Source organism: Candidatus Micropelagos thuwalensis, from assembly GCF_000469155.1.
Taxonomy (GTDB): Bacteria; Pseudomonadota; Alphaproteobacteria; order RS24; family RS24; genus Micropelagius; species Micropelagius thuwalensis.
Window position 1 is genome coordinate 279,817 of record NZ_AWXE01000001.1, and the last position, 23,013, is coordinate 302,829.

Below are 23,013 nucleotides of genomic sequence, written 5' to 3' on the forward strand. Positions count from 1 at the left end.
GCTGAATTAACTTGTATAACAGTTTGGTTGTGACATCCTCATAGACAAGGACGTCCTGGAACACAGTTTGGTAAGTAATGACGGATTCAGGTCAAAAAATAGAAAATAAAGTTTTAAATAACTCTCATAGAGATACGCTCGCACGTTTAATGAACCCAGTTAAGGGTGTCATAAGTGCTTCTGTACTTTCCTATTTTTCCATGTTTGTGGTTATGGGCGGGGTGGTTAGTAGTATCTCCACCTATCTGGTTATTAGCGGATTGACACCTGTCAAGCCAACCGAGTGGGTGTTTAAGCTCCTGATTTTCATCAATCTGCTTTTTGTTGTTCCGCTTGTTCTATTTGTATTTATCGGCCTATTCAGACTCTGGAAAAAACGGAAAATCAAACAGCCAGGCTCGCATCTGAATGCTAAACTTGTTTCGATGTTTTCAATTATTGCTGTGGTTCCGGCAATTCTTGTGGCGATTTTTGCATTTGTAACGCTTGACCGTGGTTTGGATAGTTGGTTTAGCGACCGTACGAAGCTTATCATTAATAACACAGCTCTTGTTGCCAATGCCTATCTTGACGAGCATAGAGCCACCCTGCGTCGGGACAGCGTTATCATGGCGAGTGACTTGAGTCGCGCTGCAGGCGCTCTTGAAAAAGACATTGCAAAATTCACAACATTTCTGACAGCCCAAGCCGCGCTTCGTTCTATTCCGATGGCATTGTTAATTGATGAAGATGGTAAACTCATTACTGCGGCGCAAACCAAGCGTCAAATACCGATACAACCTCCGCCAAAAGAGGCTTTTGAAGCAGTCAAAGAAGGGCAGCCAGTTATTATGACGTTGGGTGGGCAGGCGCAAATTAGATCACTTTTGAAACTTGATAAGTTTGACGGCTTATATCTCTACACGGCAAAAAAAGTTGATCCGCAAATTGTCGAACATCTCGCTAAGACAGACATTGCGATGCGTGAATATAATTCTCTTGAGTCACAGAGGTTTGAAGCCCAGTTAACATTTGCTTTGATTTATATTGGTATTGCTTTGGTTCTGTTGCTCGCAGCCATATGGTTTGGGCTTGGTCTTGCAAATGGACTGGCATTTCCTATTGGTCAGTTGATTATAGCATCTAAGAGAGTCAGTAACGGCAATCTTGATACGCGCGTTGATATTGACGGTTCTGATGAAGATATTAATCGGCTTGGTCATACTTTCAATCAGATGACTGAACAATTGAGTAAACAAAGAAAAGATTTGATTGATGCCAGAGATGATCTGAGCCGAAGACATAATTTCACTGAAATGGTTTTGACCGGCATCAGTTCTGGCGTGATTGGTCTTGATGAAGAGGGTAAGATTAATCACGCTAATTTGTTGGCTCAGGATATTTGTGGTGTGAATGAATTCAATATGGTCGGGCGACCAATTGACGACGTGCTACCCGCTTTTTCAAATTTGCTCATTATTGCTGATAGTAAAATTTCTCGTGCCGTTGAGATTGAATTAAAAGATGATGATGGCAATCGCCGTGTTCTCTTGGTGCGGGTCGCAAAAGGGCGTGCCGGGAACGAAAAAAATTATGTGATTACATTTGAAGATGTAACCAATCTTATTTCCGCGCAAAGAACAGCTGCATGGGCTGACATTGCGCGACGCATTGCTCACGAAATTAAGAATCCTCTGACACCGATTCAGCTTTCAGCCGAAAGGTTGAAATCTAAATATGAGGACGAGGTTTCCAGTGATCCAGAAATTTTCAAACAATGTACCGAGACCATAATTCGTCAGGTCGGTGATATTGGACGCATGGTTGATGAGTTTTCTTCTTTTGCGCGAATGCCAAGTGTTGTGTTCAAAAATTTTGATATAAGAGATGCTGTAAGTCAGACAGTGTTTCTCCAGCGTGTTGCGCATCCAGAAATTGAGTATATTTTTGAGTGTGAAGAGGATGGCGAAATGCCAATTAATGCAGACAGTAGATTGATTAGTCAGGCACTAACAAACATTCTTAAAAATGGTGCTGAATCAATTTATCGTAATCGAGAGCGTGTTGTGTCAAAAATAGTTGTGACCCTCAGGCAGGAAGATGAGGTTATATCCATTGATGTTGCAGATACAGGTATAGGTCTGCCGGACATTAACCGTGAGGCTCTGTTAGAGCCTTACATCACAACAAGAGAGCAGGGTACTGGTCTTGGTCTTGCGATTGTGAAGAAGGTTATGTCTGATCATGGAGGTGAGATTACTCTCGGTGATGCACCGTGGGTAAGAGATGGGAGATCTGGCGCACAGATTACTTTAAGTTTCCCTTCGATTAAGCGTGAAACGGTAGGGCATTCCAAAGTTGAGGAAGTAATATGACAGGGGATGTTTTAATTGTTGATGATGAGCGTGATATTTGTGAACTCGTGTCCGGGATTTTATCGGACTCGGGATATGCGACCCGTACGGCGTCGGATAGTGATACGGCTTTAAATGAAATTGCCAAACGCTGTCCGTCTCTCGTTTTGCTGGATATCTGGCTACAGGGGAGCAGACTTGACGGTCTTGAGGTGCTTAAGTTGCTTAAAGAGCGTCTGCCAAACTTACCGGTTGTTATAATCAGTGGTCACGGCAATCTTGAAACGGCGGTCAGTGCGATCAAGATTGGGGCTTATGATTATATCGAAAAACCGTTCAAATCTGACCGGCTTTTGTTGGTCATTCAAAGGGCAATAGAAAACTCTAAGCTCAAAAGAGAAAATTCCGAATTGCGTCGCAAAACGGGACAATATGAGCTTATTGGTGACTCTATAGCTGTTCAGAAACTTAGAAGTTCCATTAACAAAGTTGGCCCGACAAATAGCCGGGTTTTGATTACTGGGCCATCCGGTTCTGGTAAGGAGCTTGTTGCGCGTGCGTTACATAAAAATTCGGAACGCGCTGCGGCGCCATTTGTGGCAATTAATGCTGCCATTCTTGAGCCGGAAAATATGGAATATGTTCTTTTTGGACGTATTGAAAATGGGGATGTAATGCCAGGTCTGCTCGAGCAGGCGCATGGTGGCACACTCTATATTGATGAGGTCGGTGAGATGCCGCTTGATACACAAGGCAAAATCTTACGGGTCTTAACTGAACAAAAATTCGTCCGTCTTGGTGGCGGCCCGAATGTTTCAGTTGATATCAGGGTGATGTCGTCAAGTTCCAGAGATTTGAATAATCATATTTCTAAGGGGTTGTTTAGAGAAGACCTTTATCACCGATTAAATGTCGTGCCGATTGAAGTGCCTTCTTTGGCGCAAAGGCGTGAAGATATTGGCATGCTGGTTGACAATTTTGTTGACTATCTTGTCAATAGTTCAGGCTTTGCCCCGCGCAAAATTGCACCTGATGCGTTGGCGGTCATGCAATCTCATGCCTGGCCTGGAAATGTTCGTCAACTGAGAAACTGTGTTGAGAATATGCTAATTTCTGCGGCTGATAGTGAGCATGATACCATCACTGCTGATATGTTGCCGGCTGATATTCTTTCGGCGACTAAACTCAATATTGAGGAAAGTGACAGCACGCATATTATGACGCTTCAATTGCGTGAAGCCAGAGAGATATTTGAAAAACAATATCTCTTGGCGCAAATAGACAGATTTGGTGGGAATATATCGAAAACCGCTGAATTTGTAGGTATGGAGCGTTCGGCTCTTCATCGTAAACTTAAAACACTTGGGGTGAATCCAACCAAACGCCTTAAACCGGCCTAAAGGTCAATCAGAGGAACGAGAATGCGCGTAATAATATGTGGTGCCGGGCAGGTGGGTTTTGGTATTGCCCGGCATCTGGCTGCAGAAGGTAATGATGTCACAGTTGTTGACAGATCTTCGGAGCTTATCCAGCGTATAAATAATACACTAGATGTGCGTGCTCTTGTCGGTCACGGCTCCCATCCTCAAGTGCTTGAAGATGCAGGTGCTGAGGGTGCGGATATTCTTATAGCCGTGACCGCCTCTGATGAGGTGAATATGGTGGCCTGTCAGGTTGCCTTATCGCTTTTTTCTGTTCCAAAACGTATTGCGCGTATTCGTGACCAAAAATACCTTGAAAAAGAATGGAAGGATTTATTCAGCCGGGAGGAGCTTCCTGTTGATGTGATTATTTCTCCAGAACGCGCGGTCGCCGATCAAGTCATGCGGCGTCTAGAGATTCCGGGTGCTTATGACACAGCGAGTTTTGGCAATAAAAATATTCAGTTTCTTGCCATTAATCTTGATGAGAACTGTCCTGTTCTTGAAACCCCGTTAAAACAATTAACCGATCTTTTTCCGGATCTGCAGGCGACAGTAATTGCGGTGAAACGGGATGGAAAATTATTTGTTCCGAAAAGTGATGATTTGATGATGGCCGGGGACAGTGCATTTTTGGTGACTGCATCGGAAGATTGTGATCGGACGATGACCATATTTGGTCATGAGGAACAAGAGGCACGAAATCTGATTATCGTCGGCGGGGGTAATATTGGTTATCACGTTGCCCGCCAACTTGAAAAAAATGGTGTGCGCAATTCAGTACGCCTTATAGAAAATAGTGAAATACGCGCACGGAATATTGCCGAGACCTTAAGTGATAGCACTGTACTGCTCGGTAGTGGCCTTGAGCCGGATATTCTGTCTGAAGCCGGCGTTAGGGATGCCGAGATTCTTTTGGCACTGACTAATGATGATCAGGTTAATCTCCTGACAACAATGCTGGCGCGAAATGAGGGGTGTGAGCGCGCGCTTTGCCTGATTAACAACACGTCTTTTTTACCTCTTGGGCAATCTATTGGTCTGGATATTTCCATTAACCCACGCGCGATAACTGTTTCGTCTGTTCTTCAGCATATACGGAAAGGGCATGTACTTGCCGTTCACACAATTGAAGACGGCGAAGCGGAAATCATTGAGGCAGAGGTGTTGGAAACATCTGCTTTTGTCGGTCAGAAATTGCGTCAATTAAATTTGCCGGACACGATGCGCATCGGCGCAATATACCGGAATGATGAGGTGATGATGCCAAGAGGCAATTTCGAATTTAAAGTCGGTGATAGAATTGTACTTTTTGTTTTGACCGACGCAGTGAACGAAGCTGAAAACTTCTTTAGCGTCGGGCTGGAATATTTCTAAGAATTATGTCCTGGGGAACAATTATATTCTGCTTGGGGTGGGGCGGTGTTCTACTTTCCACGACTATGCTTATTCCTCTTGGCTGGGCAGTATTTCAAACTGATAATATTTATGTTGGTCGGTTTCTGATTAGCCTTATGATTTCTAGTTTTATATCGGTTGCTTTTGTTTTGGTTGGTAAAAGCAAAGATGTCAGGCCCGTTCAAAAAAGTGAACTTTTTCTAATATCTGTTTTTCTGTATCTATATCTTCCCTTATTGGCCGCCCTTCCATTCTTTTCACTAGGGAGTAATGTTGGGCAGAGTGTTGGTTTCTGGGGAGCTTATTTTGAAGCTGTCTCCGGCCTCACAACAACCGGGGCAACAATATTTAAGAACCCTGAATTGGTAAATGAGTCGCTTTTAATCTGGCGTTCGACACTTGGTTGGTTAGGAGGTGTTCTTATCCTGTCGCTCGGTGTGGCGCTTATGGCGCCAAATGGTTTATTTGGTATTAATCTTAAGCCTTTAAATATTCGGCAAAATGCAAATGAGTCATTGCCTCATCGTTTGAGGCGATCTTTTCGATATGTCTTGAAGCCTTACCTTGCTCTGACAGCTATCGGTATAATTTTGTTGGGCTTAACCGGAACGGAGTTGGCTGATACGGTCTCTCTGACTTTCAATGCTGTATCAACAACAGGCTTTTCGTTGTCGTTTACCCCATTGGATGGTTTCCTGAATTCACGAGCTTTTGCAGTTCTAAGCTTGTTGATGTTTGTTGGAAGTCTCAGCTATCCTCTTTTAATTGCTGCACAATCTTTTAAAGTCGATACCTTCAAAGATGATAGAGAAATTCAGGATTTTGTCCTGACTATTATCTTTCTGGGCTTGGTGCTGGCTTTGTTTTTTCCAGATAATAGTTTGCTTGTCTCAATAACGATGGCAATCAATATGATCTCGACGACTGCGTTTGTAATTTCTGACCCGGCTATCACCACAAATTATTTACCGGCTGCCATGTTTTTCTTACCCGTCTTAATTGGTGGCATGACACTTTCAACCGCTGGGGGATTGAAGGTCTTACGTTTTTATCTTTTGATTAAACGTGTCACCTATGAGGTTGTTAACTTGCCATATCCGAATTCAGTTGAGTCGATGCATTATGGTGGGAAGTTTGTCAGTAAAGAAACGATGGCCTCTGTTTGGGGCTTGTTTTTAATGTATTTTATCGGTTTTGTCGGTAGTTTTTTAATTTTGTCTTTTCTGACAAGTGATTTTGAAAGTGCCTGGTTGCTGGCGCTTGCGCTGCTGAATAATGCAGGGGGTGTTATTTATATGGCGGGGTATTTTGATTTATTGATGGATATGCCTCCAATTAGCCATATTTTAATGTCAATCATCATGATACTAGGAAGGCTAGAGTTTCTTGTCGTTCTTGTAATTTTACTGCCAAAACTTTTAATTCGCGGAAATTAAATTCGTAATTGAAAGTAGAAATTAAAGAAGAATTTTATGACCCGAATTGCTTATGTTGACGGTGCTTATCTTCCCTTTGATCAGGCAGGGGTGCATATTGAAGACCGTGGTTATCAGTTTGCAGATGGTGTTTATGAGGTGTTCGCACTAATTGACGGGCAAATGCTGGATGTGGAAGCGCATTTAGAACGCCTTGATTTATCGCTTCAGAAAATCAATCTTGCCTCTCCAGTTTCCAAGTCGGCCTTGCTGGTTATTTTAAAGGAAACGATACGCGCAAATAATATTAAGGACGGTTTGGTTTATATGCAGATAACAAGGGGAAGGGCGGCGCGTAATCATGCATATCCGGTGACCCCACAGCCTGTTTTAAGTGTTACCGTAAGACCAATAAATGAAACTCACCGTCGCCATGTCGCAGAGGCGGGGATTAAAGTTATCAGTATTGAGGATCAGAGATGGAAGCGGTGTGATATTAAATCCATTTCCCTTTTGCCAAATGTAATGGCGAAGCAGGCTGCAGTTGAAGCCGGCGCACAAGAAGCTTGGATGATTGACGGGGAAGGATTTGTTACTGAAGGGGCGTCAACAACTGCCTGGATTGTTGATAAAGCTGGCAAGTTAAGAACCCGTCCACTTGCGAATGACATTCTGGATGGTATCACGCGGCAAATGCTTCTTTCACTTATAAATGAATTGAAACTTGAACTGGATGAGGTGCCGTTTACCCTTGATGAAGCATATTCTAGTAAAGAGGCCTTCTCTACGGCTTCAAGTTTGATCGTCATGCCGGTTGTTGATATTGACGGTCACGAGATTGGGAATGGGAAGCCGGGGAAAATCACAACTCAATTAATACATAATTATAAAATATCAAATAACTGAATTTATCAGTTAACTTCTTCTTTAAAATTAGTGTAAAGTAGAAATTGTCTTCGATGTCTGGAGACACCGGATTGTTGTGTTAGAGGAGAAGCATCCGGGCGTTTAATTTGGCTGCCTCCCCAGTCGTAAAAATGGGGTTTACCCATGTCTGAGAAAAACCTTCAAGACTCTTTCTTAAATCATGTTCGTAAAAATCGTATGCCACTGACTATTTTCTTGGTCAATGGCGTCAAACTACAAGGTGTTGTCACATGGTTTGACAACTTTTGTATGTTATTAGCTCGTGATGGTCATTCACAGCTTGTCTATAAACATGCAATATCAACAATAATGCCTACCCAGCCGATAGAAATTTTTGAAGCTGATCAGGGTGATGAAGTCCCTAGAGAAGAATAAGCTAAAGACGATTCCTATAAGTCTTTTGTTTTAGCTGATTGCCACATGGCCTCCAATTCGGCCAGTGTAAGCTTGCTCATATCTTTATCTAGGGTTTGAGCTTGTTTTTCCATATCTATGAAACGGCTGGTAAATTTTTGATTTCCGGCGCGGGCAGCTTGTTCTGGATCAACCTTTAAGTGACGCGCTAAATTGGCGATGACGAACATGACATCACCCATTTCATCTAATAACCTATCTGTTGCACCATTTTGTTCGATCTCTTCACGTAATTCGCCCAGTTCTTCATCCAGCTTATCAAAAACCTGTGAAATTACAGGCCAGTCAAATCCGACTTGGGCCGCGCGTTTTTGTAATTTAACGGATCTTGTCATGCCGGGTAGGGTGATGGGTATATCGTCCAGAAGAGATTGAGGCATGGATCCTAATTTAGCCTCTTTTTCTTTAGCTTTAACGACTTCCCAACTGTTTTTGACGTCTTCTGCAGATTTAACAGTTTCATCAGCAAAAACATGAGGATGACGGCGCTGCATCTTATCGGAAACGGCATGTGCAATATCGTCAAAGTTAAATAATCCGGCTTCTTCTGCCATTTGTGCATGAAAAACAACTTGTAGAAGTAAATCACCAAGTTCATCTTTCAAATCATCCATATCATCACGCTCAATAGCATCGACGACTTCATAGGCTTCTTCGATGGTATAGGCGGCGATAGACTTAAAGTTTTGCTTTAAATCCCATGGACAGCCAGTTTCGGGCGTACGTAGAGCTTTTAAAATATCGCGAAGCCTATCTATGCTGGTAGCTTTTGTCATTTTGGTCAATTGATGCCAATAGCCGCACGATAGGTTTTTACGATATTTGGCAACATAATCAGAGAGAGCGTGCCAAAAATGGCAGACACCATTGCCATGGACAAATCTAATCGGTCACTTCCCACAAAAACAAAATCATTGAACACACCTACAAGTGTTGGGCCTAACATGAGACCGAACATACTGATCACCATAAGGTATATGGCGGTTGCCTGTCCCCTTAATTCAGGAGGGACGATTCTGAGAATACTACTCCAAGCCGAAACGGTTATAAGTGTGACACCACATAAAGAGAGACCATAAACAAAGAGTGCCAGTTGTGGAGATGGCATAAGCGGCATAGCAATACAGGTGGGAACCATAATAATACCGCCAATACGCATAATGATAATGCCTGCATCATCAATGCCTTTACTATGCATTTTATCTATCAGCCATCCACCAAAGAAAGTGGAGCAAGGGCCTACCAGTCCAATAATTGTCCCGATATAAACGCTCAGCGTTACGGGACTCCAGCCATATTCGCGCTGGAAAAGTGACGGGATAAAATTATGGCTATAGGTGATTATTGTCATAGTGACTGGAAGAATAAAGAGCTTTAAGAATAGGTTTTTATTATCTCCGAAATAGGCGAAGGTTCGTTTAATTGAGTCGAAACCTTTGAAGGGATTTTTTTGAATATATTGGCGATTTGGTTCTTTAAGCGTCAGCACGAGCAGTGCAATCAGAAGACCGGGTGAGCCAACAATAATAAGAACGAGTTGCCATGACCTTAAATCCGCCATAAAGGGGATGAAGGACAGATCAAGACCGTCTGCAAATTTCATGATTTGCCCTCCAAGCAGATACGCAATGGCCAGAGCAAAGGATAAAGCGCTCGAATATACAGCAATTGCACGTGCACGTTGGGCTGGCGGCATGACATCGCTGATCAAGGAAATGGCGCATGGGCCAAGCGTGGCCTCACCAGCCCCAACCAAAATACGAGCTATGAATAAATGCCTAAAGCTTTGTGCGAATCCTGAGAGCGCAGTTGCCGCCGACCAGATAGCGAGACCCGCGCCCAGAAGATATTTACGCGGCATATTATCTGCCAGCCAACCGAGGGGTAACCCCATGGTTGAATAAAATATCGCAAATGAGGCACCCATGAGCAGACCAATCTGAGTATCTGACAAATCCATGTCATTTTTAATGGGTTCAACAAGTAAACTGAGTATCTGCCTGTCCACGAATGACAAAATATAAATTATCGTCAAAAGTATGGTTACATACCATCCATAGGAAATCGGGGGATAAATATGTTCTTCTGATTTTTCTTGATGGTGGATTTGGGTGCTTGCCATTTTAATATCCATTTTTTTGTATATCACATATATTTGTTCTAACGATTTTGATGTATCAAGGCGAGAATATAATGTTGACCTATATCAAAGACATATCTCATCTTGAACAAGACAATTGCAGCGGAGATAATCATGAGCCGTATTTCGCCAGTAATTTTGTCCGACTTGACTTCTGATATGCAAAATATTTTATCTGCCGTAGAAATCAAAATGGGATTTATGCCAAATGATGCCCTTCTTATGGCGCATAAGCCTGATGTGATGTTGGCTTTCGGCAATTTGGTTCAAGCAGTTTATGATGAACAAAGCGAGATTTCACCAGTTTTAAAGCGACTTATCGGGCTGGTAACCAGTCATGCTGCTGGTTGTAGATATTGCCAAGCCCACACGGCGCATGCCGCCTTAAACCATGACATTGATGATGCAAAGCTGGAGGCTCTATGGGAATACGAAACATCTCCTCTTTACTCGGACGCTGAAAGGGCAGCCCTACGGCTCGCTCAAGCTGCCGGTATGTCGCCGGCTTATGTGTCTGAGGACATATTCACAGAGTTAAATTCACATTTCTCTAATAGTCAGATTGTTGAAATTGTTGCGACTATCAGTCTTTTCGGATTTTTGAATAAATGGAATTCTGTGTTTGAGACAGAAATAGAATCTTTACCAAAAGCGGTGCTAGACAAATATTTCCCGCATTAATCTGGAGACAATAATGACTGACTGTAAAATGGATTGTGAAGGGCGCATTAAAACGGCCGTAATCTCTGCCGCTAAACCTGATGAGGTTGCAAAAAGCTATCAAGACTATTTTGGTTATCAAATTGTTGAGCAGGGTGTGGTGACGGAAGCAGAAGCTAAAATGTGGGGAACGCCCGGCATGATAGGCAAGAAGTCAATTTTGATGGGGCCTGAGAGCGGGACACAGGTTTTCTTCCGAATTATAGAAAATGACAAGGTTGAGAATTATGTGCCGTTAAAATCATTTGGGTGGAATGCCATTGAGGTTACGGTTCAAGATGTTGAAGAAATTGACCGCCAGCTTCAAGACTCACCTTTCCAGATTATCGGACCTCCAGCTTATTTGGATTTTTCTGATAAGATTTATCCTATGCAAGCAGTCGGTCTTGCAGATGAGGTTTTTTATCTCAATCAGGTCAAAGGTGATTTGCCTGATTATGACTTGCCGCTAGCCCGAAGTTTTGTTGATCAGATTTTTATTATGATTTTGGCAAGTCCCAATATGAATGAAGCTATCAAGTTTTACACTGAGAAGCTTGGTTGGTCACAGGGTAATGCCTATTTCACAAAATATTCTGTTATCAATAATGCTTTTGATTTACCGGAGGAAACACCGCACCATCTTTCAATGACTTGTGTCGGGAGAGATGTTAATAATGAAGTTGATGAATATCCTGAAGGTACGACCGAACGTCCATGTACCCCCGGTCTATTGCCTCCAGGTATTGCTATGGTAAGTTATACCGTGACGGATTTGGAAAGTCTTGATATTGATTTTTTCAGTCCGCCACAAGTTTTAGAACATGCACCATATAATGGTCGAAGAGTTGCCGCTTGTCGCGGCAATGCCGGCGAATTAGTTGAATTAATAGAACTCTAAAGAGGTTTAAATGACCACTGAGACTTTAATTGCGTCGCTGACACAAAAACTCGGTCAGGAACATGTCATTACAGATGAAAACGAACTTACCTATTATGGTCAGGATGTTTTTTCTGAAGCTAATAAACCATTAGCCGTTATTAGACCCGGCAATAAGAAAGAACTTGCTGAAACGATTGGTATGGTCACGGAACATGATATTGCCATTCTGCCTCGGGGTGGGGGAATGTCATATACGTCCGGTTATTTAAGTAATCGCCAGAGCGTAATGGTCGATATGTGCCGCATGACCGATATTATCGAAATTAATCTGGAAGATATGTATGTAACGGTGGAAGCTGGTTGCCGTTGGGTAGATTTATATGAGGCCTTAAAAGATAAAAATGTCAAAACACCAATGTGGGGAACACTGTCTGGTCTGAAAGCCAGTATTGGCGGCGGGGCTTCACAAAATTCTGTATTTTTCGGTAGCGGTCAGAATGGCGCGATGTCTGACAGTATTATTGGGATGGAAGTTGTAACCTCTGATGGTAAAATCGTAATAACAGGGAGTGGCGCTATCGAAAATGGCACCCCCTTTTTCCGCCATTTTGGTCCTGATCTGACAGGGTTGTTCACCGGTGATACAGGTGCGTTGGGTGTTAAGGCAACACTCACGCTAAAACTTGTTCCCGATCGGCCTGAAAAGCGCTTTGTTTCATTTAATTTTGACGATCACTCAGGAATGTTGAAAGCGATTGCTGATGTGGCGCGAGAAAATTTGGCTTCCGAATGTTTTGGTTTCGACCCGTTTCTTCAACAACAGCGAATGAAACGAGAGTCCCTAGCCAAAGATATTAAAACTCTTGGCAAAGTCATTGGTTCTGAAAAAGGTTTCACAAGTAAGCTCAAGTCAGCCGCTGAGGTTGTTATTGCTGGACGGGATTATATGAAGGAAACATCTTTTTCTTTTCATGCGGTTGTTTCTGAAATGACGGACGTTCAGGCTGATAAGCACTTAAATCGCATCAGAGAAATAGCTAACCTTCATGGCGGAATAGAAGTTGCAAATTCAATTCCTAAAATTATCCATGCCCATCCATTTGTGCCGCTTAATAATATGATCGGGCCAGAGGGGGAGCGCTGGGTACCAGTTCATTGTCTGGTACCGCACTCTAAGGCGATAGACTTGTTTGAGGCAATTGAAGATTATTTTGAGTCCAAACAGGACGTTATGGAAAAGTATAAAATTGAAGCCGGTCATCTCATTCTGAATATTGGCAATAGTGCGACACTCTTAGAACCAGTCTTTTTCTGGCCTGATGAACTGATGGAGTTTCATCATAGAAATGTTGAAGAGGATGTGCTTGAACGTATTTCCGGTTTTGAAGCAGATGAAGCTGCGCGTGAAGTTGTCGTTGAGTTGCGCGATGGCTTATTAGATGTCTTTGCTGACTATGGTGCTACCCATTTCCAGATTGGCAGAACATATCGTTACTCGAAGAATATTAAGCCGGAAACGTTAGACCTGATAACAGGTATCAAGAACGTGATTGATCCCAAAGGATTAATGAATCCAGGGTCTTTGGGTCTCGGTTAAGCGACTTTGATAATTGTTTTCCCAAAATTCTGTCCTTTCATGAGGCGACAGAAACTTTCAGCTGCGTTTTCAATTCCTTCGGAGACATCTTCTCGATAGGTGATAAGTCCGTCATCCAGCCAGTTTAAGACATCCTCCACAAAATCTTTCTGTTTGTGAAAATGGTCGTAAACAACCATGCCTCGAACCGTTGCCCGACTGCGAATAATATTTGCTGGGTTGGTGCCGGGAAGGCGTTCATCCTGATTATATTGCGCCATAAGGCCGCAAAGAATTACACGCGCACCCAAAGATAATTTTTCCATAACGGTTTCAAGTATCTCACCGCCAACATTATCGAAATAAATATCGATACCATCCGGGCAGGCTTTATCCAAAGCTGTGGGCAAATCATCTTCACGGTAATTAAGGCAGACATCAAAGTTAGCGTTCTCAACAGCCCATTTGCATTTTTCTGCGCTACCTGCAATGCCGACAACGCGGCACCCTTTTATTTTTCCGATTTGACCGACCATAGAGCCGACGCCACCTGTAGCCGCAGATACGACGAGCACGTCTCCCGCTTTTGGTTCTCCTAAATCTATCAACCCTGCATAAGCAGTAAGTCCGGGCATCCCAAGAATACCTAATGCTAGAGAGGAAGGCGTTATTCGTGAGTCAATCTTTGATACTTGTTGACCATCGCTCTTACTGAATTTTTGCCAGCCAGCAAAATAGGAAACAATATCACCAACAGCAAATTCCGGATGTTTGGTATCGATTACTTCACAGATAGCTTCACCGCGCAAAATATCGCCAGGATCAACTCTTCCGGATATATGACGGCCGGCAATTTGCCCCCTCATATATGGGTCTAAGGAGAGATAAAGGGTTTTACTGAGAAATTCACCATTTTCAATATCTGGAATAGCCTCATTATGAACAGCAAAGTGCTTCGGCTCAGGTGTTCCAGTAGGTGTTTCTGCGAGTTTAATTTGAGTATTAAGTTGCATCTATTTACCTTTTTCCCGCAATCTATAAAAGTAATTACAAATATATAGCAAATAAGTTAATTTAAGTTGATTTATAACAAGTTCTTATTCTAGCCGCCAGACAGGAACACAAATGGATTCTTACTACGCTATCGCACTTCAAACTACAGTTCATGCCGTTAATGGATGTTCGACGCGTGATGAGGCCCGGTCTGTAATGGACAGCACATTAGAGCGCCTTAAAGTCGAGATTTTTGCTGCTAAAAAGTTTGTCGGATCAGATGTGCGTTTAGTTGTCTTACCGGAATATTTCTTAACGGCGTATCCAATGGGCGACACAATTAAGGGGTGGGCTGATAAGGCAGCCCTATTAGAAGATGGGCCTGAATATGCCAAGTTGGGCGAGATCGCTAAAGACAATGATATTTTTATTTCGGGAAATGCCTATGAGGTTGATGCGCATTTTGATGAATTATATTTTCAGACAAGCTTTATTATTGATCCCAAAGGTGATGTTATTTTGCGTTATCGCCGCCTCAATTCAATGTATTCACCGACCCCTCATGATGTCTGGGATAAATATCTAGATATTTATGGAATAGAAGGGGTTTTCCCCGTTGCCGATACGGAGATTGGAAGACTTGCTTGTATCGCTTCCGAAGAAATACTTTATCCTGAAATTGCCAGAATGTTTTTCATCCGTGGTGCTGAGGTAGGCCTGCATTCTACCGGCGAAATAGGAAGTACGATTGAAACCCCTAAATCGATATCGCGTAAAGCACGTGCTGTTGAAAATATGGGCTACATAGTTTCAGCAAATTCAGGCGGTATTAGCGGACATTCTCTGCCTATATCTTCTACAGACGGAAAGTCCGTCATTATTGATTATCGTGGTATAGTTCTTGCTGAGTCTGGCTGGGGACCAACCATGACAGCGTTTGCGTCAATCGATTTAGCGGCGTTGCGTCGTTATCGTCAAAGACCGGGTATGGGCAACTATTTGTCACGACAAAGATTTGAGCTATTTGCCGACGGCTATGCAAATCTTGCTACTCAGAAAGCGAATAATTTAATGCAGTCAGACGGCAGTGTCCGAGAGCCGAAGCGGAGTGACTTTGAGGAAGCTCAACAGCAGGCATTGGATATTATGCGGAAAAGAGGGTTTTTTTAATTAAACCTTATAATTATCGGCACATTTAATGAGCTGATCGTGATCAAGTACTGTAACTAAGGACGGAGTGGCTAGTTCTATCAGTTTATCCTTTGATAGGCGTGAAAAGGCGCGACTGACAGTTTCAATCGTTAATCCGAGATGGTCGGCAATGTCTGTTCTTGTCATGGGTAAGTTAAGCTGAGTTTCAGAAAGACCTGCATTGATTTGGCGACCACTTGTTTGCAATAAAAAAAAGGCGAGCCGTTCTACAGCATTTTTTCTGCCTAAAATAAAAATTTGATCAATCGTTCTGGCTAATACTTTATTGCCGATAACGCGAAGGCTTTTCTCCAAATTTTGATGTCCTTCTGCAAATTGTTCCAATTCAGTTCTTTTCCAGCGACAAAAACGGCTGGCTTCAACAGCACGGCAGGAAACGCTGTAATTAGAGTCAACAGTAAGCCCTATAAAGTCCCCAGGATAGACAAACGAGATAATCTGTCTGCGTCCGTCTGATCCTATACGCTCAAGCATCAACATACCGGAAGAGATATTGTAAACATATGTGGAGGGGGCTTCCTCCATGAATAAGTATTCGCCCTTTTCAATTTTATTTGAGCGACCTAAATCGTAGAGTGTATAAATTGTATCGTCAGACATGACGCCACATAAATCTCTATACCGCGCTCTGCAGTCTTTACAATAATTATCCCCTCGATTTTGGGTGTTAGCGTAAATTGTTTTGTTCATGTGAATTACTTTTCAAATTACGACATCACATTTGAACAATAAGGTCAATATACGTTTATTTAGTCACTTTCATGAGAATGATCATGCCCATGCTTGTGGCTATGATTGTGGTGATGATGCTCATTATGCGGTAAATCATGCGGATTTTTTACATGCGCTTCATCAGCATATTCTGGATATTGAAAATCAGGTGGCGGGGTTAATTCGCCAACAGGCCCATGCGGGTGATTATGCCCATCGTCGGAGTGAACCCACTTATATAGTTGTGGGCGGTGACGATAAAAATGTGCTGCCGCACGTAATTTATTCTCGTCAGGGCTGCTCCACGGATTGTAATGAAAGTAGTTATGGAGTTTTGTATCAGTGCGTCCCAGAGCGATACAGCCATATTTGCTTCTGAATGATCCATGATTGATGTAAGGCGGACGCCAAAAATAACCACCTGTGGGTAAATCACCAAACTGCATCATCCAAGATGTTCCCCAAATATGATAACTTTCCTCACAACAATCATGATATGAAATATTATCCTGAATATATTCCGGAGCCATAGTGTAAAGGAATGTCATTGCCTCAGTGAGCGGATCAAAACGTAGCATCTTCAAAAATAGTCCAGTGGCTGTGGACGGGGAAACGATAGAACCGCTCGTATAAGGTGCATCTTCATATGAATTAAGGGAAATATAACCTTCTTTCAGGCATAAGGGATGACTAACATCACCTTCCTCGAAAGACGGCTCACTATCGTTGTAAAAAACCAATGCTTCAGCACCTTGGTCAACTTCCCAAGCTGGAAGGGCATAGCCAGCTGGTACGAACATGTAATGCCCTTCTCGGCAGAGGGTATCACCGATTTTGATAGCCCCGTTTAAAACAAACATTTCCATATCCGAGTAGCTCATACCAGGCTTACGTTTGTAGCCACCGTCAAAGCGCATTTTCAGTGAACACGCACCTGTGTCGGTATCCATAGACATCACTTTGTAATGCATACCGCCGCTTAATTTTGGTAAATCAAGTTTCTTAAAGTCTTCATTAAGTTCTACAAAAGGTTCAATATGTGGTCTTGCCATTTTTTTCTCCTGATTTACCAGACAACACGGTCGGCATCTTTGCGTTTTGGTTTCTTGGGAATATCCTCAGCAGGTATTTTGACCCGCATATCTCCGGTTACATAAAAACCGCGCTCGTGAACAAGCCTAAGGAATTCTGCAACCCAGCCGTTGCGTTTGTCCTGAATGGACTCCATCTCTTCAACAATTGAAGCGTGTCGCTTTACTTGTTCGGCACATTCATCCTCAATCCATTTCTCCGCTTCTTTACTCCTAGGCGGCTTCTCATTTTGCACTCGTTTTGCCATTTTAAGTCTCCTTCAACTTGTAATGCCTTTTTCCTTTAATGCATTAATCTCATCCTCAGAATAACCGATTTCACTCAATAATTCGTCATTATGTGCGCCCAATTTTGGCGGCATTAAACGAATAGAAGCGGGACTTTCTGAAAAATAAATTGGTAATTTGGGCATACGAATTGTTCCTTCTGTAGGGTGTTGGTGCATTTCCCAAAATTCAGATTCAATAAGATGTTGATTTTGCATTAAATCATCCAGCTCGCTCACATGCATATGCGGAACATTTGTGTCCGAGAGTGCTTCGAGCCATTCATCAGTTGTTCGTTTCGCCAGTGCTTTACCGGTTTCACTATAAGTGATGTCAATATTTTCAAGTCGGGACTTCATATTGATAAATCTCTCGTCTGAAATCATGTCCTCACGGTCAATTAATTTGCAAAACGTCGCCCAATGATTGTCCCAATAGGGTAAAACAGCAATATACCCATCTTTAGTCTTATAAGGCCTGCGATGTTTACTCATCAGGCGCGTATATCCCGCCGGAGCTAATGGCGGCTCAAAAACTTGTCCCCATAAATGCTCAACCATGACATATGAAACCATAGTCTCAAACATGGGCACTTCTATTTCTTGCCCTTTACCCTTGCGTTCACGATGGAACAGGGCAGATGTAACTGCATTAGCAACATTCAGCCCTGTCGTTTTATCGCCGATGATTGTGGGTAAATAACGAGGTTCGCCTTCCACCATTTTCATTAGCATAGCTACACCTGATGCAGCTTGAATAGAGTCGTCTAAAGCGCCTTTATCTCCATAGGGACCTTTTTTGCTAAAACCATATGTCGCGCAGTAAATGATATCTGGGTTTACTTTTTTGACCGCCTGATAATCCAATCCAAGCTTCTCCATAGCTTTGGGACGAAAATTATGGACAACTACGTCAGCCGTGGCGATCAGTTTTAATGCTGCCTCACGCCCTTCGTCAGATTTTAGGTCTAAAACAATGCTTTTTTTGTTCCTGTTGCAGGTAAGAAAAAGCGCTGCTAGTCCTTCAGTATTTTTAACAGGGCCGAGGTTACGATTAGTGTCTCCGCCGGGCGGCTCAACTTTAATGACATCAGCGCCGAGGTCGCCTAAAATTTGACAGGCAAAAGGGCCCAGTACAACACTGGTGAACTCAATAACTCGTATTCCATCAAGCGGGCCTGTCATGGTTTTCTCCATCAGCAGACAACTCAATGCCTCTTGATTGTAAATTATAAATACGGATTGTGTTGTCTCTCATGAACTTTCGCATCACCTCAGGCTTAAGGCCATAGTCATGAATTTCCTGAACAGTTCTTTCAAATCTGAGAACTGGAAAATCAGTCGCAAAGATGACTTTATTTTGACCATAGCTGTTGAGGTAACGCCAAACAGACTCAGGCCAATATTTGGGGCTATGGGCATCGGTGCAAATGAAAACATTTTCGTGTTTCCAGGACATAGCAATCATCTCGTCATGCCAGGGTATACCGACATGTGACCCGATTAATTTGAGTTCGGGCAAGTCGCAGGCAATATCATCAAGATAAATAGGCCTGCCAACTGATCTTGTTCGATGCTCTTTAGAATAAATCAGGGATTGACCGACCTGCATCTGAATAGGGATATCAAGCTCAATACATTTTGCATAAAATGGATAGTAGCGAGCATTATTGGGCGGTAAATCATACCAGTGAGGGTAGAGATGAGCGCCGATAAAGCCTAGTTCTTTAACAGCATATTCCAGTTGCCTGACTCCATCCATACCCTGATAAGGGTCAAGTCCGACTAAGCCCATAAATCGCGAAGGATATTTTTTTATTGCCTCAGCAACAACTTCAGGCGGCATGTGGTAGCACCCTGGCAAACCAACCCTACCAGCTTTAGCTGCAACTAAAAAACTAATATCAATGCCGGCAGCGTCCATGCCTTCAATCATGCTTTCAAGACTGATACCACCAGCATCATGTTTGCCCTTGACCTTGCCAATAAAAAATTCGTCTGTCCAACCCGGGCGATGCTTCAGGGCTTCCGGGGTCCAGATATTTACTACTGCATCTATGGCTTTGAAACCGCTCATTTCAAACTCCAAGCAACAACATGGCAAGTCCGCATCCACAAATGACCACACCAGGCAATAAATGTGAAGCATGATGAACTGAAATTACATTTTTTAGACGTCCTGCTGAAGCGAACAAACTGGTGTTAAAATTAATCATGTTTCTGTCAATGATAATTAAACTTAAAACACAGCAGACCATAGTAATAATGGTGCTTACGGTATAGAAAATTATCAGGCTAACTACCTTGCTTGTTTCAATCGCTTCTTCGGCCATTAAAAGCGCAATAATTGGTTCGCAGGGGCCGAGAATGAAGACAACAAATAAAGGCGAGCCGACCAAAAATAAAGAGTTCGGGAGGGCTTTTTGTTTAAAGGCGCGGTAGATGTAGAACAGACCGATAAAAATTAATGCCCAAGCAGCAAGTTCCACTCTTAAGTCCTGAATATCGAGCGCAACCAGTATTTTCTTCCCAAAGTAAATAGCTGGCAATGCCATCAGTAGGGATGCCGTGACATGCCCCAAACCACAAATGGTAGTAAAAAGGAGAGTCCTGCGCGTAGACCATTTATGTGACTTTGCCAATGACCAGAATGTAAGGTAATGATCCGGTCCGGCGAGTGTATGCAAGACTGCTATACCGACAACGATATAAAATGTTGTTGTAAAATCAATGAGTGCCATTTCCATATCCCATTTTTGATATTGCTTAGTCGAAAGTTAATTTCCTTGAGATAAATCAATGCCAAGTCAATTATTATACTCAGGTCAGGTACTATTAGACTCATCAAACATATTTATGTTAAAGGGCTCGCCACTATTTAAAAGCATTGATTTTTTTCTGAAAAAACGCAAATAGCCCGCTTCTCCCATACGTGATCCCCCCATTCCGGACAGCTTAAAAGAATTTTTTTCTGCATCACCTACCAAACCAGTTAATGATCCATCATTAATACTGATGCCCCCTGCTTCAATTTTGACAGCTATGTTATAGGCATGGTCAAGGTTTTTTGAGAACACTGCGGCGCTTAATCCATAATCAGTGTCATTTGCAAGCTTCACTGCTTCTTCATCTGTTTCAAAAGCCATAACAGGCATAATCGGCCCGAATGTTTCTTCCTTCATGAGTTTCATGTGGTGGTTAACATCAACAATTACTGTAGGCTCAACCCATGCGCCCGCGTCGGTATAAATTTCACCACCACATAAAATTTTAGCACCTTGTTCTAGGGCATCATCAAGTTGAGCTTTAATAATATGCGCCTGTTTTTCATAAATCAGCGGCCCAATATGGCCCTTGGAGATATCATCGCGATTGAGATGTACTTTTTTTGCTGCCTCTACCAATAGGTTACAAAATTCATCATAATGTGGCTTAGCGACATAGATCCGCTCGATAGACTGACAGGCTTGACCCGTATTAATTATTGAGGCACGTAGCAACGTTGTTGCCGCTTTTTCAATATCAGCATCTTCCAAAACTATTGCGGGATCATTACCTCCAAGTTCCAAAAAAGCCGGAATAAAATTATCCGCGGCGACGCTAGCAACTTTACGCCCAGTATTAACACTGCCTGTAAAGCAAACCGCATCAATATGAGATATTAGTGCGTTGCCGGTTTCGCCGTCGCCTTGGATAAAATGAAGTACATCACATAATATCGGAATTGATTGTATTGCCCCTACAAGCGGCTCAATAAAACGTGGCGTGACTTCCGAAGGTTTTATAATGACGGCGCAACCTGCCAATAATGCCGGTATGGCGTCTATCATTGCTAGCGTGCATGGAAAATTCCAAGGGCTAATAATGCCGACCAGATTATATGGGCATAACTGGGAGCCATAGGTAACAGAGGGAAGGGCGGTCTTATTGCCAGCCCGTAGATTATCTTCTTGATGACAATCAGCAATATTAATCCAACGGTCAATGGATTTGATAACACCGGAAACTTCCATAATAGAAATACCTCGTCGCCCCGTATCAATTATTAAGGCGTCCGTAATTTCCGACTGCTTATTAGATAGTGCGGCTTGAAAGGATTTCATTACATCTGTTCTTGCTGAATGCGACATTTTTTGCCACTTTTCAGAACCTTGCCGAGCCTTAGCAGCAATAGAGGATATTTCTTCGGGAGTGGTCACATTGAATGTATAGTCATTTATGCCAGTTCTTGGATTTCGTACGTTAATTTTGCGGGACATCTAGCTTGTTGCCTCAACCAGCCTGACAGTTACCGTACCAGCATTTTCTCTTAACTTTTTGATTTCTGAATATTCAGGCGAATTCCAGAATGCCAAGGCCGTGTCTATTGAAGGCCATTTTGAAATGACAATTTTCATATTCGGTTCACTTTCACCTTCAAGGAGTATATCTTGAGGAGGGCGCATAACCTCATAATTACCGCCGAATTTTTCTACAAGCTTAGCGGCAGATTTGCCGTAATTAGCAAATTTTTCAGGATCTGTTATCTGTGCTCTGATTACCATGTAGGCTGCCATTTATTCACCCATTGCAACTGATAATATTATTCATATTTCACGGTAGATTTTTGCAGAAAACTCTGCCTTGCGATAGGTCAAATCCTTACATTACAACCCAATCATTTTTGTTTAAGATGATAAGATTGTGCAATTCTTTTCATTAAGCTAATGTCAAAGATCTAAATTGTAGCTTACGGTCATCATGGATTTAAAAAACAATCATCCAACCCCTCTATACCATCTCATTTACATCGTTCTCAGAGATAAAATATTACGCGGAATTTATCCGAAGGGAAGCAATATTCCTTCCGAAAATGAACTTGTTAAAGAGTATAGTGTTTCGCGGATTACCGCTCGTAGATCACTTGAAAATTTATCTCGAGATGGACTGGTTTCGCGTCACCGTGGGCGTGGTACAATTGTGACTTACGATATGCCAGTCACTGCTGCCAAATCTGGCGGCATGGAAGACTTAATGGAAAATCTCCTCATGATTGCTCAGGAGACAAAAGTTAAGATACTTGATTTTTCATATATTGAAGCGGATGCAGAATTAAAGTCTGTATTTCAGCTCCAAGAGGGGGATAATCATACGCTGCAAAAGACTGTGAGAGTTCGTTATCAAAATAAAGCCCCATTTTCTTATGTTGTTGCGCATGTTCCTGAGGAAATTGGCAGATGTTACAAGCGAAAAGATCTATCTCATAAACCATTGCTAGCTTTAATTGAGCAAGCGGAAATCAAAATTAGTCATGCCAGTCAAACCATTACAGCTGTTGCTGCTGACAATAAGTTATCAGATTTATTACAAATAAAGATTGGATCGCCAGCGCTTGAAGTAACACGTATCGTTTATGATACGGATGAAGCGCCAGTCCAATATATCAAGATTTTCTACAGGCCAGATAAATATCAATTGCAAATGCGCTTATCGAGAGTTTCGGGAAAAAAAAGTAATTTCTGGCAGAGTGATAGTTAAGGATTATTTAGGCTAAA

General features: G+C 42.5%; 22 protein-coding genes. 11 read left to right on the forward strand and 11 right to left on the reverse strand.

All coding sequences use genetic code 11. The features are described from left to right. The first annotated feature begins 77 nt into the window (after nucleotides 1-77). The 6 genes from RS24_RS01350 (at nucleotide 78) to hfq (ending at nucleotide 7,869) form a co-directional block, all read left to right on the forward strand. Nucleotides 78-2,354 carry a sensor histidine kinase NtrY-like gene (locus RS24_RS01350; RefSeq protein WP_021776377.1) on the forward strand — a complete coding sequence of 759 codons (2,277 nt, stop codon included), beginning with the start codon at nucleotides 78-80 and terminating at the stop codon, nucleotides 2,352-2,354. Next, nucleotides 2,351-3,733: a nitrogen assimilation response regulator NtrX gene (gene ntrX / locus RS24_RS01355; protein ID WP_021776378.1), complete on the forward strand. Its 1,383-nt coding sequence runs from the start codon at nucleotides 2,351-2,353 to the stop codon at nucleotides 3,731-3,733. Before RS24_RS01350 ends, ntrX begins: the two co-directional genes overlap by 4 nt. Before the next feature lie 21 nt (nucleotides 3,734-3,754). Beyond that, nucleotides 3,755-5,131 carry a Trk system potassium transporter TrkA gene (gene trkA / locus RS24_RS01360; protein ID WP_021776379.1) on the forward strand — a complete coding sequence of 459 codons (1,377 nt, stop codon included), beginning with the start codon at nucleotides 3,755-3,757 and terminating at the stop codon, nucleotides 5,129-5,131. 5 nt (nucleotides 5,132-5,136) lie between these two features. Then, on the forward strand, nucleotides 5,137-6,588 hold the full coding sequence (locus tag RS24_RS01365) for a potassium transporter TrkG (RefSeq protein WP_021776380.1): 1,452 nt from the start codon (nucleotides 5,137-5,139) through the stop codon (nucleotides 6,586-6,588). A 36-nt stretch (nucleotides 6,589-6,624) separates the two neighbouring features. Beyond that, the gene (locus RS24_RS01370; protein WP_021776381.1) at nucleotides 6,625-7,473 is read left to right on the forward strand and encodes a D-amino-acid transaminase; all 849 of its coding nucleotides are present in this window, start codon (nucleotides 6,625-6,627) and stop codon (nucleotides 7,471-7,473) included. A gap of 144 nt (nucleotides 7,474-7,617) precedes the next feature. Further along, nucleotides 7,618-7,869 (forward strand): RNA chaperone Hfq, encoded by a 252-nt coding sequence (gene hfq / locus RS24_RS01375; RefSeq protein WP_021776382.1) that lies wholly within the window; start codon nucleotides 7,618-7,620, stop codon nucleotides 7,867-7,869. Nucleotides 7,870-7,883: 14 nt separating this feature from the next. Here the strand turns inward: hfq and mazG are convergent, their stop codons facing one another. Together mazG and RS24_RS01385 are read right to left on the reverse strand one after the other, a co-directional pair. Beyond that, entirely contained in the window at nucleotides 7,884-8,684 is an 801-nt protein-coding gene (mazG, locus tag RS24_RS01380; RefSeq protein ID WP_021776383.1) for a nucleoside triphosphate pyrophosphohydrolase, read from the reverse strand. A gap of 5 nt (nucleotides 8,685-8,689) precedes the next feature. After that, nucleotides 8,690-10,030 (reverse strand): MFS transporter, encoded by a 1,341-nt coding sequence (locus RS24_RS01385; RefSeq protein ID WP_021776384.1) that lies wholly within the window; start codon nucleotides 10,028-10,030, stop codon nucleotides 8,690-8,692. Nucleotides 10,031-10,162: 132 nt separating this feature from the next. Here RS24_RS01385 and RS24_RS01390 point away from each other — a divergent pair, with 132 nt between their 5' ends. From RS24_RS01390 to RS24_RS01400, 3 genes are read left to right on the forward strand one after another with little or no spacing between them, the layout of a single operon-like run. Then, nucleotides 10,163-10,729: a carboxymuconolactone decarboxylase family protein gene (locus RS24_RS01390; protein ID WP_021776385.1), complete on the forward strand. Its 567-nt coding sequence runs from the start codon at nucleotides 10,163-10,165 to the stop codon at nucleotides 10,727-10,729. Between the two features lie 13 nt (nucleotides 10,730-10,742). Then, nucleotides 10,743-11,648 (forward strand): hypothetical protein, encoded by a 906-nt coding sequence (locus RS24_RS01395; protein ID WP_021776386.1) that lies wholly within the window; start codon nucleotides 10,743-10,745, stop codon nucleotides 11,646-11,648. Nucleotides 11,649-11,658: 10 nt separating this feature from the next. Continuing rightward, nucleotides 11,659-13,227, forward strand: a complete 1,569-nt coding sequence (locus tag RS24_RS01400; RefSeq protein ID WP_021776387.1) for an FAD-binding oxidoreductase — start codon at nucleotides 11,659-11,661, stop codon at nucleotides 13,225-13,227. Here the strand turns inward: RS24_RS01400 and RS24_RS01405 are convergent. Then, nucleotides 13,224-14,219: an NADP-dependent oxidoreductase gene (locus tag RS24_RS01405; protein WP_021776388.1), complete on the reverse strand. Its 996-nt coding sequence runs from the start codon at nucleotides 14,217-14,219 to the stop codon at nucleotides 13,224-13,226. The two genes, RS24_RS01400 and RS24_RS01405, sit on opposite strands and share 4 nt — an antisense overlap. 112 nt (nucleotides 14,220-14,331) lie before the next feature. Here RS24_RS01405 and RS24_RS01410 point away from each other — a divergent pair, with 112 nt between their 5' ends. Further along, on the forward strand, nucleotides 14,332-15,369 hold the full coding sequence (locus RS24_RS01410; protein ID WP_021776389.1) for a nitrilase-related carbon-nitrogen hydrolase: 1,038 nt from the start codon (nucleotides 14,332-14,334) through the stop codon (nucleotides 15,367-15,369). On the opposite strand, the gene RS24_RS01415 is transcribed toward RS24_RS01410, so the two are convergent. The 8 genes from RS24_RS01415 to RS24_RS01450 all read right to left on the reverse strand — a co-directional run bounded on the left by RS24_RS01415 (nucleotide 15,370) and on the right by RS24_RS01450 (nucleotide 22,035). Next, nucleotides 15,370-16,011: a Crp/Fnr family transcriptional regulator gene (locus RS24_RS01415; RefSeq protein ID WP_051295565.1), complete on the reverse strand. Its 642-nt coding sequence runs from the start codon at nucleotides 16,009-16,011 to the stop codon at nucleotides 15,370-15,372. It abuts the gene before it with no gap. A gap of 149 nt (nucleotides 16,012-16,160) precedes the next feature. Next, nucleotides 16,161-17,174 (reverse strand): DUF4437 domain-containing protein, encoded by a 1,014-nt coding sequence (locus tag RS24_RS01420; RefSeq protein ID WP_021776391.1) that lies wholly within the window; start codon nucleotides 17,172-17,174, stop codon nucleotides 16,161-16,163. A gap of 14 nt (nucleotides 17,175-17,188) precedes the next feature. Next, entirely contained in the window at nucleotides 17,189-17,461 is a 273-nt protein-coding gene (locus RS24_RS01425) for a hypothetical protein (RefSeq protein WP_021776392.1), read from the reverse strand. Nucleotides 17,462-17,473: 12 nt separating this feature from the next. Further along, nucleotides 17,474-18,664: a CaiB/BaiF CoA transferase family protein gene (locus RS24_RS01430; protein ID WP_021776393.1), complete on the reverse strand. Its 1,191-nt coding sequence runs from the start codon at nucleotides 18,662-18,664 to the stop codon at nucleotides 17,474-17,476. Next, nucleotides 18,648-19,556: an amidohydrolase family protein gene (locus RS24_RS01435; protein ID WP_021776394.1), complete on the reverse strand. Its 909-nt coding sequence runs from the start codon at nucleotides 19,554-19,556 to the stop codon at nucleotides 18,648-18,650. The genes RS24_RS01430 and RS24_RS01435 overlap by 17 nt, the downstream gene beginning before the upstream one ends. A 1-nt stretch (nucleotide 19,557) precedes the next feature. Beyond that, complete coding sequence (locus tag RS24_RS01440; protein ID WP_021776395.1) at nucleotides 19,558-20,220, reverse strand: hypothetical protein; 663 nt, start codon at nucleotides 20,218-20,220, stop codon at nucleotides 19,558-19,560. Between the two features lie 84 nt (nucleotides 20,221-20,304). After that, a complete protein-coding gene (locus RS24_RS01445; RefSeq protein WP_021776396.1) occupies nucleotides 20,305-21,738 on the reverse strand; it encodes an aldehyde dehydrogenase family protein in 1,434 nt (477 codons plus the stop codon). After that, nucleotides 21,739-22,035, reverse strand: coding sequence for a DUF1330 domain-containing protein (locus RS24_RS01450; protein WP_021776397.1), 297 nt, complete (start codon nucleotides 22,033-22,035; stop codon nucleotides 21,739-21,741). It abuts the gene before it with no gap. Nucleotides 22,036-22,219: 184 nt separating this feature from the next. Between RS24_RS01450 and RS24_RS01455 the strand changes: the two genes are divergently transcribed. After that, nucleotides 22,220-22,996: a GntR family transcriptional regulator gene (locus RS24_RS01455; RefSeq protein ID WP_021776398.1), complete on the forward strand. Its 777-nt coding sequence runs from the start codon at nucleotides 22,220-22,222 to the stop codon at nucleotides 22,994-22,996. Nucleotides 22,997-23,013: the final 17 nt, after the last annotated feature.